At 72.0% G+C, this 13,159-nt stretch carries 14 protein-coding genes, 1 pseudogene and 2 riboswitches; of the genes and pseudogenes, 10 read left to right on the plus strand and 5 right to left on the minus strand.

Annotation, left to right across the window (positions count from 1 at the left end; translation table 11 throughout):
* The first annotated feature begins 4 nt into the window (after positions 1 to 4).
* From AB0N78_RS11885 to AB0N78_RS11895, 3 genes are all read left to right on the plus strand, one after another.
* The gene (locus AB0N78_RS11885) at positions 5 to 1,360 is read left to right on the plus strand and encodes a hypothetical protein (RefSeq protein WP_363390259.1); all 1,356 of its coding nucleotides are present in this window, start codon (positions 5 to 7) and stop codon (positions 1,358 to 1,360) included.
* A gap of 78 nt (positions 1,361 to 1,438) precedes the next feature.
* On the plus strand, positions 1,439 to 2,842 hold the full coding sequence (locus tag AB0N78_RS11890; RefSeq protein WP_363390261.1) for a hypothetical protein: 1,404 nt from the start codon (positions 1,439 to 1,441) through the stop codon (positions 2,840 to 2,842).
* 137 nt (positions 2,843 to 2,979) lie between these two features.
* Positions 2,980 to 3,600, plus strand: coding sequence for a pentapeptide repeat-containing protein (locus AB0N78_RS11895; RefSeq protein ID WP_363390264.1), 621 nt, complete (start codon positions 2,980 to 2,982; stop codon positions 3,598 to 3,600).
* A gap of 1 nt (position 3,601) precedes the next feature.
* On the opposite strand, the gene AB0N78_RS11900 is transcribed toward AB0N78_RS11895, so the two are convergent.
* Positions 3,602 to 4,117, minus strand: a complete 516-nt coding sequence (locus AB0N78_RS11900; protein WP_363390266.1) for a hypothetical protein — start codon at positions 4,115 to 4,117, stop codon at positions 3,602 to 3,604.
* 135 nt (positions 4,118 to 4,252) lie between these two features.
* Here AB0N78_RS11900 and AB0N78_RS11905 point away from each other — a divergent pair, with 135 nt between their 5' ends.
* Positions 4,253 to 4,573, plus strand: coding sequence for a hypothetical protein (locus AB0N78_RS11905; RefSeq protein WP_363390268.1), 321 nt, complete (start codon positions 4,253 to 4,255; stop codon positions 4,571 to 4,573).
* 4 nt (positions 4,574 to 4,577) lie between these two features.
* Here AB0N78_RS11905 and AB0N78_RS11910 read toward each other — a convergent pair whose 3' ends face one another.
* On the minus strand, positions 4,578 to 5,939 hold the full coding sequence (locus AB0N78_RS11910; RefSeq protein WP_363390270.1) for an aminotransferase class V-fold PLP-dependent enzyme: 1,362 nt from the start codon (positions 5,937 to 5,939) through the stop codon (positions 4,578 to 4,580).
* Positions 5,940 to 5,979: 40 nt separating this feature from the next.
* A riboswitch (SAM riboswitch) is annotated at positions 5,980 to 6,095 on the minus strand.
* Positions 6,096 to 6,193: 98 nt separating this feature from the next.
* Positions 6,194 to 6,287: riboswitch (SAM riboswitch) on the plus strand.
* A gap of 4 nt (positions 6,288 to 6,291) precedes the next feature.
* Here AB0N78_RS11910 and AB0N78_RS11915 point away from each other — a divergent pair.
* The 3 genes and pseudogenes from AB0N78_RS11915 to AB0N78_RS11925 all read left to right on the plus strand — a co-directional run.
* Positions 6,292 to 6,462, plus strand: a pseudogene (locus tag AB0N78_RS11915) (DUF1737 domain-containing protein); the annotation flags it as partial.
* Positions 6,463 to 6,574: 112 nt separating this feature from the next.
* Positions 6,575 to 6,859, plus strand: coding sequence for a hypothetical protein (locus AB0N78_RS11920; protein ID WP_363390273.1), 285 nt, complete (start codon positions 6,575 to 6,577; stop codon positions 6,857 to 6,859).
* Positions 6,856 to 8,076 (plus strand): O-succinylhomoserine sulfhydrylase, encoded by a 1,221-nt coding sequence (locus tag AB0N78_RS11925; protein WP_363390276.1) that lies wholly within the window; start codon positions 6,856 to 6,858, stop codon positions 8,074 to 8,076. The genes AB0N78_RS11920 and AB0N78_RS11925 overlap by 4 nt, the downstream gene beginning before the upstream one ends.
* 3 nt (positions 8,077 to 8,079) lie before the next feature.
* On the opposite strand, the gene AB0N78_RS11930 is transcribed toward AB0N78_RS11925, so the two are convergent.
* From AB0N78_RS11930 to purS, 3 genes are all read right to left on the minus strand, one after another.
* Entirely contained in the window at positions 8,080 to 8,616 is a 537-nt protein-coding gene (locus AB0N78_RS11930; protein WP_363390278.1) for a hypothetical protein, read from the minus strand.
* Between the two features lie 283 nt (positions 8,617 to 8,899).
* Positions 8,900 to 9,595: a phosphoribosylformylglycinamidine synthase subunit PurQ gene (gene purQ / locus AB0N78_RS11935; protein WP_363390281.1), complete on the minus strand. Its 696-nt coding sequence runs from the start codon at positions 9,593 to 9,595 to the stop codon at positions 8,900 to 8,902.
* A complete protein-coding gene (gene purS, locus AB0N78_RS11940; protein WP_363390283.1) occupies positions 9,595 to 9,882 on the minus strand; it encodes a phosphoribosylformylglycinamidine synthase subunit PurS in 288 nt (95 codons plus the stop codon). The genes purQ and purS overlap by 1 nt, the downstream gene beginning before the upstream one ends.
* A 467-nt stretch (positions 9,883 to 10,349) precedes the next feature.
* On the opposite strand from purS, the gene AB0N78_RS11945 reads away from it, so the two are divergent.
* From AB0N78_RS11945 to AB0N78_RS11955, 3 genes are all read left to right on the plus strand, one after another.
* Positions 10,350 to 11,636: a hypothetical protein gene (locus tag AB0N78_RS11945; protein WP_363390286.1), complete on the plus strand. Its 1,287-nt coding sequence runs from the start codon at positions 10,350 to 10,352 to the stop codon at positions 11,634 to 11,636.
* 89 nt (positions 11,637 to 11,725) lie between these two features.
* Positions 11,726 to 12,286: an ECF RNA polymerase sigma factor SigK gene (gene sigK / locus AB0N78_RS11950; RefSeq protein WP_363390288.1), complete on the plus strand. Its 561-nt coding sequence runs from the start codon at positions 11,726 to 11,728 to the stop codon at positions 12,284 to 12,286.
* 11 nt (positions 12,287 to 12,297) lie between these two features.
* Positions 12,298 to 13,101, plus strand: a complete 804-nt coding sequence (locus AB0N78_RS11955; RefSeq protein WP_363390291.1) for an anti-sigma factor — start codon at positions 12,298 to 12,300, stop codon at positions 13,099 to 13,101.
* Positions 13,102 to 13,159: the final 58 nt, after the last annotated feature.

The raw sequence follows: 13,159 nt of genomic DNA on the forward strand, positions 1-13,159 counted from the left end.
AGCGATGAGGACGGCGAGCGGCATCGGGTTCCACCCGGTGGTGCGCCGCGCCCTCCTCAGCCTGCTCGGCGCGGTCGGGCTGCTGATCGCCGCCTGGATGCTCGGACCGTCGACCGCGCGGGCATCCGAGCCGAAGCCCCAGCCGGACGGGGTGCTGTCCACAGTGTTGGCCCCGGTGCAGGGGGCGGTGCAGCAGGTGGTGGGTGCGGTGACGGCGGTGGTGACACCCGCGCCCACCCCGCCCACTGCGCCCGTCGCGCCGGTGTCGCCTGCGACACCCACAGCACCCACGCCGCCAGCGCCTCCGGTGGCCGCTGCCCCGGTGGTTCCGGCTGCTCCCGCCCCTGCTGCTCCCGCTGCGCTGCCCGCTCCTGCGGCACCGGTCGTTCCGGCTGCCGACCCGGCCCCCTCGGCGGTTCCCACCGCTCCGGCTGCCCCGGCCGCAACGCCCTCTGCTGCGTCCACCGGCCCCACGACGCCCGCTTCCACCACGACCAATGCGCCGTCCACGTCGCCGGACGCCACGACGCTGCCGGGGTGCTCGCCGAGCCATGCGCCGGTCGACGCCACCGCGGTTCACCTGCTCGGCTCGGTGGTCCAGACGGTGACGGAGTGCCTGCGACCGGTCACGGACGCGATCCTCGATCCGGTGTCCAGCGGGGTGCTCGACCCGGTCGCCGAGGCCGTGGCACCGGTCACGGCACCGGTCCTCACTCCGATCGGTGACCTCCTGGCACCCGCCGTCGACGGACTGCGCCCGGTGCTGCATCCCGTGCTCGATCCGCTGCGGCCCGTCCTCGACCCCGTGCTCAGCACCCTTGTCCCGGTGACGTCGGCGCTGGAGCCCGTGCTCCGTCCGCTCGCCCCGGTGGTGGAGGGCGTGCTGCCCGGGGTGGTCACCCCCGTTGACCCAGGCGGCCCACCGGGGTCGGGCGGAGCCGCGCCCGTTCCGACGGCACGCCCCCCGCTGTCGCCCGCCCCGCAGACCGCCGTCCCGGCCTCGCCCGTGGTCACCGACCCGGCGGACAGCACGCCGACCGCCCCGACCCCGACCGCCCCGACCCCGACACCCGGGACTGCCGATGCGGTGTCCGTGACCGCAGTCGAGGGTGTCGCCGCGGAGTCGACGCACACGCCCTCCGCGCTCACCCCGGCCCGGGCCTCTGACGACCGCGCCCCGTCGGACCCCACCCAGCCGACCTCCTCCGGAACAGGGACCAGCGTCACGCCGCACGGTGTCGACTCCGCCGCCCTCGGCGACTCGACGGACCCCGCGCTGACGGGCCGGTCCGCGGTGGTCGACAACCACAACGGTCGCGCCCTCGCCCCGTACCTGGACGTCCCGCACTCCCCCGCCTGAGTCCGGCAGCCGCACGCACCACGCGGCATCCGCCACCCGCCCCGCTCGGGGCACCCGACTCAGACGAAGGACACGATCATGAACACCCTCATCCGGCGAGCGCTGAACACGGCGCTCCTGACCGGCGGCCTCATCGTCGTCGGCGCAGCAGTCGCCCAAGCAGACCCGGGCGACACCGACCTCACCACCGGCGTCTCCGTCGACCTGAATGTCGGCGTCGGGGACACCACCCTCCTGGACGTCCCGGTCGACGTCCCGATCACGGTCACCGACGTGGCGATCGGGGTTCTCGGCGACGGGGCCACCACCGCACCCGCACCGACCACCACCCCGCCGCCCGCCAGCACACCGGCACCTGAACCGGCTGTGGTCGAGGCGCCAGTCACCGTGCCGGTCGACGTGTCGAATGTCGCGGTGGGCGTGCTGGGCGACGGCAGCGTCAGCACCGCACCGGCACCCGCCACCACCCCGGCACCGACCGCCCCCGCGCAGGACGACACTCTGGTGTCAGCACCGGTCACTGTGCCGGTCGATGTCTCCGATGTCGCGGTCGGCGTGCTCGGGGACGGCACCGTGACCAACACCGGCAGTGGCTCCACGGGGAGCGATAGTGGCTCCACTGCACCCGAGGACGACGCGCTGGTTTCCGCACCGATCGCTGTTCCGGTGACGGTCGACGACATCGCCGCCGGGGTGCTCGGCGACGGCACCGTCACCAGCACCGGCACCTCGGGAACCGGGTCCGGAACTGGCTCCGGCTCGGATGACGCCGTGGTCGCCGCACCGATCACCGTCCCGGTGACCGTCGACGGCATCGCCGCCGGGGTCCTGGGCGACGGCACCGTCACCACCACCGGCGCGTCGGGAACCGGGTCTGGCTCCGGGTCCGGCTCAGGCACCGATGACGGACTGATCTCCGCACCGATCACCGTGCCCGTGACCGTCGACGGCATCGCCGCCGGAGTGCTCGGCGACGGCACCGTCACCAGCACCGGCGGCACCGGGACCACCGCCCCGGGCAACACCTCCGGCGGCGACCTGATCGATCTGCCGATCACCCTGCCGATCACGGTGGGCGGCGTGGCGGTGGGCGTCCTCGGCGATGGCACCGTCACCACCGGCCCCGGCACCACACCCGGCGGTGAGAACCCGGGTGGCGAGAACCCAGGTGGCGAGAACCCGGGTGGCGAAAACCCCGGCGGGGAGAACCCGGGCGGTGAGAATCCGGGGACGCCGACCGACAACGGCGGCACCACCCCGACCGGAGGCACCGACACCGGCGTCATCACACCGGCGGTCTTCACCGTGAACGACCGGGGCACGGGGGCGGCGGCAGCGACCCTGCTCCGCACCGATGCGGTCCGCCCGGCCGCACTGGCCACCACCGGCGGGGCGGTCCTGCCGGTGGCGGCACTGGCCCTGGCGATGCTCGCGGTCGGCACGCTGCTGCGTCGCCGGTCAACGGTCGTCGTCCAGCGGTGACCCAGCCCCGGACGCCCGGCATCACAGGGCGTCCGGGGCTCCTGCCGCTCCGGTAGCGGAGAACCCGCACCGGGTGGTGCCCGTTCAGGGGGTCGGGCACCACCCGCGTGTGGGCATCGTGTGCCACAGTCACTGCCATGAGCACCCCGACCGACGCACTCGAACCCTGGCAAGGCGGACTCGACCCCGAGGCCGATCTCGACCACGCCTTGCTGGACGGCACCGACATGACCGGTGCCGACGGGGAGGGCGCACGCATCCTGGACAGCATGCTGCGTGCCTGCGACCTGGACGGTGCCGTCTTCGACCACGCACACCTGCTGGACTCCACCCTGGTCGAGTGCCGCGCCGGGAGGCTCCAAGCGCGTCGGAGCACCTGGCGCGGCATGACCGTCGACGGGTGCCGGGTCGGCGCTCTGGAGGCCTTCGACTCCGGGCTGGACCGGGTCACGATCCGCGGCGGCAAAATCGACTACCTGAACCTGCGCGACGCCAAGATCCACGACCTGCGCCTGGTCGACTGCACCCTCGGTGACCTCGACCTGGCCGGCGCGACTGTCCGCACCCTGCGCACCGAGGGCTGTCAGATCCGCCGACTCGACGTGACTCGGGCGCAGCTCAAGGACGTCGACCTGCGCGGAGCCGAACTACGCGGGATCGACGGCACCGCCGGACTGCGCGGGGCGACGATCAGCCCGGAGCAGCTGTACGACCTGGCGGGGGCACTGGCGGATCACCTGGGAGTGATTGTCGACTGACTCAGCGGGTGTGGTCCGTCAGTGCCGCGATGATCGTGTCCGGATCGGTGTCCAGGTAGCCGGGCGGGAAGGACCGACGCGCGCCATCCGGCCCCTCCAGGACGAGCGCCACCCCGTACCGGGGCAACGTCGCAAGGGCGGCCTGAGTCTGCGCTGCTGGCCAGACCACCTCGGGGAGGACGTACTTGTCCGCGACGACCTGCCGTTCGATCCGCACCTCCCCGTCACGCACGCTGAACGCGACCTCCGACAAGTGATGCCGCGGGCGCAGCTCCTCACGGCGGCGTCCAGCCCGCAGCAGCCACCAGGGCAACGTGGCGACCGTGATCAGCAGCAGCGTGCCCAGAATGCCGCCGGATCGCAGGACGACAGCCAGCGCGACGAAGGCGATCGTCCCCGTCCACAGCCACGCGAGCGCGGTCCAGGCATGACGTCGTCTCCGGCGGATGTCGGCGAAGGTGGCGTCAAGCCCGGAACGGACATCCGCGCGCAGGCGGACCACCAGCACGTCATTCACCGGACCATTCTCCCAGCGCCACGTTGGCCAGCGGAGCACAGCCGTGCAAATCCTCGGAAAGCGCCCTTTTCGCCAAGCCGCATCCTGAGATCGGTACTGTTCTTTGCGATGGAACCACACCTCAACACCCACGGAATGGCCACCAACGCACCCACCCGCAGTTGGCACTGGAGCCGGTGGCTCTGCATCGCGGGCTTCTGGGCGATGTTCGCTGTGATAGCGCCCTTTATCGGTTTCATGATCTACGTGAGCGGGGCATCCCCGGAGACGGCCGGATTCATGCCCCTCCTACTCATTCCGGCCTTCCCCGTGGTCACGGCAGGTGCCGCACTGTGCGGATTCGGGCTTGCGCTGGGCCACCGTGCCGGGCGCGAGCAGGCAGTGGTCTACACGCTGGGATGGATCACCGTGTCGGTGTGGGCACTGCTCATCCTCGGGTTCCTGTCGTTCCTCTGACCCATCACTCCCCCACCACCGGCCCGCACCCCGCCGCAGCCGTCGCCGCCAGCGCGTCGATCCCGTCCACCCCGGACCGTGGGTCGTCGACCACCGTCCAGCAGCCGTCCCGCACGTCGTACTCCGCCCGCGGCCCGCGCTCGGTCCACACCCGCAGCGCCTCGATCAGCCGGTCCACCGCCTCGACTGGTGTCCCGACGCCGACCGAGGCACGCAACGCACCGCCGGTGACCCCGAGCCGAGCCAGCAGCGGGTGCGCGCAGAACCGACCGTCGCGCACGCCGATCCCCCACTCGGCGGACAGATACGCGGCAACCAGCCCGGGGTCATCGTCACCGACCGTGAAGGCAACAACCCCGATGGGATCGGTGGAGTCGGGCCACAGGCGCAGCACCCGGACACCCGGGATGGTGGACAGTCCGTCGAGCAGGCGGCGGCGCAGCGCCTCCTCGTGCTCGACCAGCGCCCCGTCGGGTAGCGCGGCGAGCTCCTGGCAGGCGGCGGCCAGAGCGACGGCACCGAGCACATTCGGCGACCCGGCCTCATGGCGTGCGGGTGCGGGCTGCCAGAGCGTGCGGTCGGTGCGGACGTCCCGCACCGCGCCACCACCGGCAAGGTACGGGGTCCCGGAGTCGAGCCAGTCACGCCGCCCGATCAGCGCACCCGCCCCGAAGGGCGCGTAGGTCTTGTGCCCGGAGAACGCCACGTAGTCGACACCGGTGTCCGCGAGCGAGAACCGCCGGTGCGGAACCAGCTGCGCGCCGTCAACCAGCACCCGGGCACCGGCCGCGTGCGCGAGGTCGACTACCCGGTCCAGCGGCAGGCTCTCGCCGGTGACGTTGGACGCGCCGGTGAGCGTGACCAGGGCGTACGGTCCGCGGGCGAGTTCGGCGCGCAGCAGATCGAGGGTGCCAGCCACGGTGTCGGCGCTCGTCAGGACGGTGGCGCGTCGACGGTCATCACCCACGGAGTGCACCCAGGGCAACAGGTTCGCGTGGTGTTCGCAGTCCAGGACCAGCACCCGTCCGGGCACGCAGCCGGCGAGCAGGTTGAGTGCGTCGGTGGTGTTGCGGACGATCACCGCCACGTCGTCCTCCCGTGCCCTGACAAAGTCCGCGATGGTGCGGCGTGAGGTCTCGTAGAGCGCTGTCGACACCTGCGAGAGATACCCGGCACCGCGGTGCACGGAGGCGTAGAGCGGCAGCACCTCGTTCACCCGGTCGGCCACGGCGGTGAGGGCGGGTGCGGAGGCGGCGTAGTCGAGGTTGGCATAGGGCACCGTGCGCCCGTCGACCAGCGGCACGGGGGTGTCACCGCCGACCACAGGCAGCAGGGCACCAGTGCGGGACAGGGTGGGTGCGGACATACGGACCTCCGGACAGTGGAGGGGCCCTGAGCCAGGGGATCCCCCGCGCTTGCCCGTCGTCGGTCGGCGACGGGCCAGGTCGTCACCCGGGGCACCCCGCCGCGGAGGGAGGGTTGCCGGCCAGCAAGCCGGGGCTACGCGCTGGCACTCGTGACCTGAGCCGAGGATGAACCGGCGATGTCGCGGTCGTCAACAGGCGCCCACACTGCGGTCGGTTCTGGCGTTCTGCCCGATCCGGTGACTAGGGTCGCGGCACACCATCCAGAGCGGCCGAGAGATCTGGCTCGATGACGCCGCAGCAACCCAGGCCACACCGGCCCAGGGTGCTACCGCCAGGACCGATGGAGGAGCGATGACCGAAGCACCCCTGCCCTACCGCCTGCTCACCGGGCCCGACGACCGGTCGTTCTGCGAGCGGGTCAGCGCCGCACTCGCCGACGGATACCAGCTGTACGGCAGCCCGGCGGCGACCTTCGACGGGGAGCAGGTGATCGTGGCCCAGGCCGTGGTGCTGCCCGCCGCCGAGACCCGGGTGCGTCCGCTGTGAGCGCGGGCTACGCGGGCGATCTGACCCGCAGGACCCGAGTGCGCGACTGGTCGACGTCCGCACCGACGGGGAGTGGCGCAGCATCGGGGTGCCGGATCTGCCGGACCGAGTGAGCTTTGTCGAGTGGGTGGACGGCGTGGGTCGACAGAACCCCGAGTTCGTCACGCAGGTCGAGGCAGCACAGGCCGGTGGGCCGGTGGTCTTCCTGTGCCGCTCCGGCGTGCGCTCAATCGCCGCCGCCAGCACCGCCACCGCCGCGGGCATCGGACCGTCGTACAACGTGCTGACCGGGTTCGAGGGAGATGTCGGCCCGGACGGCGCGCGCGGCCACTGGGGATGGCGTGCGGACGGCCTGCCCTGGCGGACCTGGTGACCGCGCCCGGCCCTGGTGACTGGCAGGACGGACTCCTCCCCCGCGACGACCTACGACCGGACACCCTGGCGGTGCGCGGCGGCACGGTCCGCACCGGGTTCCAGGAGACGTCCGAGGCGCTGTTCCTGACCCAGGGCTATGTCTACGACCGCGCCGCCGACGCCGAGGCGGCCTTCGCCGGGGAGTCCGACCGGTTCCTGTACTCCCGCTATGGCAACCCGACGGTCAGCACCTTCGAGGAGCGCCTGCGACTGCTGGAGGGCGCGGAGGCCTGCTACGCCACCGCCTCCGGGATGAGTGCGGTGTTCACCGCCCTCGCCGCGCTGGTCAGCTCAGGTTCACGGGTGGTGGCCGCCCGGGCGCTGTTCGGATCGTCGGTGGTGATCTTCGACGAGATCCTGGCCCGCTGGGGTGTGCGCACCGACTACGTCGACGGGCACGTGCCCGAGCAGTGGGCGCAGGCGCTGAGCACCCCGGCCGATGTGGTGTTCTTCGAGACGCCGTCGAACCCGATGCAGGACCTGGTGGACATCGCCTGGGTGAGCGAGCTGGCGCATTCCGCCGGCGCAGTGGTGGTGGTCGACAACGTCTTCGCCACCCCGGTGCTGTCCCGGCCGTTGCTGTTCGGGGCGGATGTGGTCGTGTACTCGGCGACCAAGCACATCGACGGGCAGGGCCGGGTGCTCGGCGGCGCGATCCTGGGCAACGACGACTTCATCCACGGACCGGTGCAGACCCTGATCCGCAACACCGGCCCGTCGCTCAGCCCGTTCAACGCCTGGGTGCTGCTCAAGGGCCTGGAGACGTTGGCGCTGCGCGTCCGACACCAGACCGCCTCCGCCCTGACCCTCGCCACCTGGTTGGAGACTCACCCCACGGTGGCGCAGGTCCGCTACCCCTACCTGCCGTCACACCCACAACACGCGCTGGCCCTGACGCAGCAGGACGGTGGCGGCACGGTGGTCACCTTCACCCTGCGCGAGGAGTCGAAGCAGCGGACCTTCGACGTGCTGGACCGGCTGCGGATCATCGACATCTCGAACAATCTGGGCGACGCCAAGTCGATGGTCACCCACCCGGCGACCACCACCCACCGCAAGCTCGGCCCCGCCGGACGCGCCGCGGTCGGCATCCGGGAGTCGACGATCCGCCTGTCGGTGGGGTTGGAGGACCCGCGGGATCTGACCGCCGACCTGGACCGGGCGTTCGGGGTCTAGGACTCACCCGAGCAGGTCGCGCAGCTCCCGCTCCACCCGCTCGCCACCAGTCAGCGGGTGGAGCACCAGCCCGTCGACGCCCACCCGCTCCGCGAGTTCGTGCAGCTCAGCCCGCAACGACTCGGCCGTGGTCACCACTCGGGTGTCGCCAGGAGACCACGTCAACCCGCTGAGCGCGTCCAGGTACTCCAGCTCGGCGCGCTTGCGGCGGGCAGTGCGCGCATCCGGGGCCAGCACGACGTCCAGGTCGAGCAGCAGGGTCACGCCGTCCCGCCCTCGACCGGCGGCCGCGATCGCCTGCACAGCCAGATCCACCCACTCGGTCAGTGCGGTGACACCGGGCACGACGACGCTGAACGCCAACCGGATCACGTCGGCCTGGGCGGCGGCGACCAGCAGCTCGGCACTGGTGGCGGGTCGGTGCTCGACGCCCCGGACGTCCGGTTCATGCAGTGTGAGCGACGGTGCCGGGCGCGGGACGACGGCAAGTACAGGGCGAGAAGGGCTGACCGCGACGCGGTCCACCACCGGCTGAGCCATGGGAAGTGGTCCTCGGGTGAGGCGGGTGCACGCGAGGGCCGTCCTGGCCGCGGGCGCGCGGGGTCGTCAGCTCAGCGACAACAGACCCGGCTCATGGACACGCGGGAACCGTAACCACCCGAACCGCCCGGGCACCACCGCCCGTCCACATCCCGGACGCACGCCGAGGTGCCACTTTCTGAGCCGCATACCGCCCGAATCGCCTCAGGTTCTGACTCATCGACGAGCGCGCGCGGGCGCTCAGCTCGGCACGGAGCACAGCCCAGCGCACCAAGCGCGCGCGTCAGGAGACCAGCGCGCGCATCACCGAGGTGAAGAACCGCAGACCGTCCGTGCCGGAGCGCGGGCCACGGTCACCGTCCGGACCGAAGCCGGACTCCACCGCGTGCTCGGGGTGCGGCATCAGACCGACCACATTGCCCGCGGCGTTCGTGATCCCGGCGATGCCCCGGCGCGACCCGTTCGGGTTCCAGCCCTGGTAGCGGAAGACCACCCGGCCCTCACCCTCCAGCTCGTCCAGGGTGCGCTCGTCGGCGACGTACTGGCCGTCCTGGTTCTTCAGCGGGATCGTGATCCGCTCACCGGCGGTGTACTCGGTGGTCCAGGCGGTGTCGGCGTTCTCAACGCTGAGCACCTGCTCCCGGCAGACAAAGTGCAGGTGGTCGTTCTTGACCATCGATCCGGGCAGCAGGTGCGCCTCGGTCAGCACCTGGAAGCCGTTGCAGATGCCCAACACCGGCATACCCTTGCCCGCGGCCTCGACGATCTCGCCCATCACCGGCGCGAACCGGCTGATCGCCCCGGCGCGCAGGTAGTCCCCGTAGGAGAAGCCGCCGGGCAGCACCACGGCGTCCACCCCGCGCAGATCCGCGTCCGCGTGCCACAGCGACACCGGCTCGGCCCCGGCCAGTCGCACTGCGCGGGCGGCGTCCCGGTCGTCCAGGGTGCCGGGGAAGGTGACGACCCCGATCTTCGTCATCAGGCGAGGCCCTCGGAGGCGACGGTTCCTGCCGCGTCGGCCTCATAGTCGGCGACCCGGACCACGTCCTCGATCACCGGGTTGGACAGCACCTGCTCGGCGGCCTCGGCGGCGGCGGCCAGCACCTCGGGGGTGACCGGGCCCTCGACCTCGAGCTCGAATCGCTTGCCCTGGCGCACGGAGGTGAACTGCCCGAAGCCCAGGCGCGGCAGCGCACCGGCCACCGCCTTGCCCTGCGGGTCGAGGATCTCCGGCTTGGGCATCACATCGACGACGACTCGTCCCACAGGTGCTCCCTGGTTCGTGACGGTGGGGGTGACGGAGGTCAGCCTACCGACCTGGGCGGTATGCCCGGTGCGGGTTCAACCGGGGGAACCTCACCGCCGGTTCACCCAGGTAAGGGACCCGGTTCCCTGCCGAACACCACCCAATTCGGGCTCGTACACCCCGGGTTCACCCCCTGGTGGTGCCCCGGATCACGGAAGCTCACACCGCTGTCGTGTCACGGTCTTCCCTATGCAGGCCACCCTCCCTCCTCAGCCCTCCGGCCCGGCTGTGCAGCCGTGCGTGGCGCGACCGCATGCCGGGCTGATCCACCGGGACGGGCCGTGCCGGTGCTTCATCGGGGGTCCGGCACCGGAGCATGAGCCCCAATCCGAGCGCCTGCTCCACCCCACCGCCTGATTCACCCATCCGCTCTGCCCTCGGTTCCGAACCCTGGACGATTCCCGTCCCCACACCGAGGAGAGCAACGATGCGAACCCGACGCACCACCTACGCCGTCGCCGTGATGGCCGCCGGCCTCAGCCTGTCCCTGGCCGCCTGCTCGTCCGACGACACCGCCGACAGCTCGATGTCCGCCAGCGCCGAGGCGACCATGGACCACTCGGGCATGACGATGGACGACGCCGTGGCACCGGTCAGCACCGGAGATGCCTTCGCGGATGCCCGAACTGCGGCGGCGCACATGCCGGAGACCGCGCTGACCCTGGCCACCGGGCTGGCTGCCGCCACCGACACCGCCGGTGAGGTCGACTCCGACGCCGCCACCCTGCGCGCCAATCTGACCGCGATGCTCCAGGAGCACGTCTATCTGACCGGGATCGGAGTGGCCACCGCCTACACCGCCGGAGCCGACTCCGAGCCGTTCGCGCAGGCGAAGGCCGCACTGGACGGCAACACCCAGGACCTCACCGACGCGATCGGCTCACTGGCCGGGGACGACGCCGCGCAGACCTTCAACCAGGTGTGGACCGATCACGTCGGCTACTTCGTCGACTACGCCGTCGCCAAGAAGTCCGGCGATCAGGCGGCCGCGGATGCCGCCCAGGCCAGCCTGACCCAGTACACCCAGGACGCCGGGGCGTTCTTCGAGCAGATCAGCAACGGGGAGCTGCCGGCCGCCGCGGTCACCGAGGCGCTGGCGATGCACGTGTCGACCATGTCCGCGGCCATCGACGCGCTGGCCGCCGGGGATGTCAACGCCTCCGACACGCTGCGCGAGGCCGCCCAACATGTCGGCATGGACGCCGCCACCATCGCCACCGGGCTGGCCGCCGCCACCGACCTGTCCGGCGACCCGATGGATGACGCCGCCACTCTGCGGGCGAATCTGACCGCGATGCTCCAGGAGCACGTCTACCTGGCCAGCTACGCGGTGTTCACCGCCTACACCGCGGACGGTGGCGTGGACTCCGATGCCTTCACGGCTGCCGCGGCGACGCTGGACGCCAACTCGGTCGCCCTGTCCGACGCGGTGACCTCGCTGGCCGGTGCGGACAACGGTGCAGCGTTCCTGGACCTGTGGCGTCAGCACATCGGGTTCTTTGTCGACTATGCGGTGGCCGATGCCACCGGGGACGAGGACGCCCGTCAGCAGGCCCTGACCGATCTGGACGGCTACCGCCCGCAGGCCGGGGCGTTCTTCGAGCAGATCAGCAACGGTGAGCTCCCTGCCGACGACGTCGCCGCCGGTCTCGGGATGCACGTGTCGACCCTGGCCGGGGCCATCGACTCGCTCGCGGCCACGCTGGTCGGCTGACGGACCGTGGCGCCGGTCCCTCTCCACCGCGCCCGACCGGCGCCACGCTCGACAGGCCGGGTGCGGGGGCCTGCGGCACACTGTCGCAGGTGCCCGCACCCGCACCCTCACAGGTCGCCGACGACGCTCTCGCCCGAGTCGCCGCCGGGGATCACCAGGCCTTCGCCACCCTCTATGACGCACTGGCCGCGGCTGTGCACGGCACAGCCCTGGCGGTGCTTCGCGACCCGGATCACGCCGCGGAGGTCACCCAAGAGGTGATGGTGGAGATCTGGCGCACCGCTGCCCGCTACGACCGGCGACTGGGCTCGGCCCGCACCTGGGCCACCACGATGGCGCACCGTCGGGCGGTGGACCGGGTCCGCGCGGTCCAGGCCCAGCGCACCCGCGACCAGGCCGCACTCGACCGCGACCGACCCGCCGACTTCGACCACGTGGCCGAGCAGGTCGAGGGTCGGTTGGAGGCGGAACGGCTGCGACACTGCATGGCGGGCCTGACGGACACCCAGCGGGAGGCCGTCACTCTCGCCTACTACGGCGGCCGGAGCTACCGCGAGGTGGCCGAGGACCTGCTCATCCCCCTGCCCACGATCAAGAGCCGGATCCGAGACGGCCTGATCCGCCTGCGCGACTGCCTGGGCGTTGCATGATCGAGGACCTCATGACCGAGAACGATCTCCGCGCACTGCTCGCCGCGTGGGCACTCGATGCGGTGGACGCCGACGAGCGGGCCGCGGTGGAGGCCGCCATCGCCGCCGACCCCGCGCTCGCCGCCGAGGCCGCCGGGTTCCGAGCAGTGGCTGATGTGCTGGGCACCGCCCGCTCCATCGCCCCACCCGCTGATCTGCGCGAGCGCGTACTGGCCGAGGTGGCACAGACCGTGCAGCAGTCCCCGTCCCCGACAGCGGCCGATCATGGTGTGCGGGCCGATCCGACCACACCGCAAGGGCCCACCGGGGACGCCCGGACCTCGACGCACCCCGGCACCGTCCTGCCCTTCACGCGCCCAGCCCGTCGCAGCCCGATCCGCGCGCTGCTGGTCGCTGCCGTCCTGGTGCTCGCCCTGGCCCTGCCCAGCGCTCTCGCCTGGCAGCAGCACCGGCGCGCCACCGAGGCCGAGGCCCGCGCGGACCGGATCACCGCGCTGCTCGCCAGCCCCGGCGCGACCCTGCTGACCGGTGACCTCAGCTCCGGCGGCACCGCGAGCGCCGTGGTCACCGCCGATGCTGCGCTGCTCAGCGTCGAGGGTGCGACCGATCCCGGCGACGGGCAGGTCTATCAGTTGTGGGTGATGCGCGACGGCGTGCCCGTGCCCGATGCGACCTCCGGCGTCCGCGACGGCGCGTTCCAGATCGACACCACGCAGTACCGCTCCGGCGACGGGTTGGCGCTCACCGTGGAACCGGACGGCGGATCGCAGACGCCGAGCTCCGACCCGGTAGTGGTGTTGCTGCCGACGGCCTGACGGCAACGACGACCACGGCCCGGCCCTTGCCGGGGCGGGATCGCTCGGGCAGCCCCGG

This window comes from Cellulomonas sp. NPDC089187 (assembly GCF_040685135.1).
Classification (GTDB): Bacteria; Actinomycetota; Actinomycetes; order Actinomycetales; family Cellulomonadaceae; genus Cellulomonas.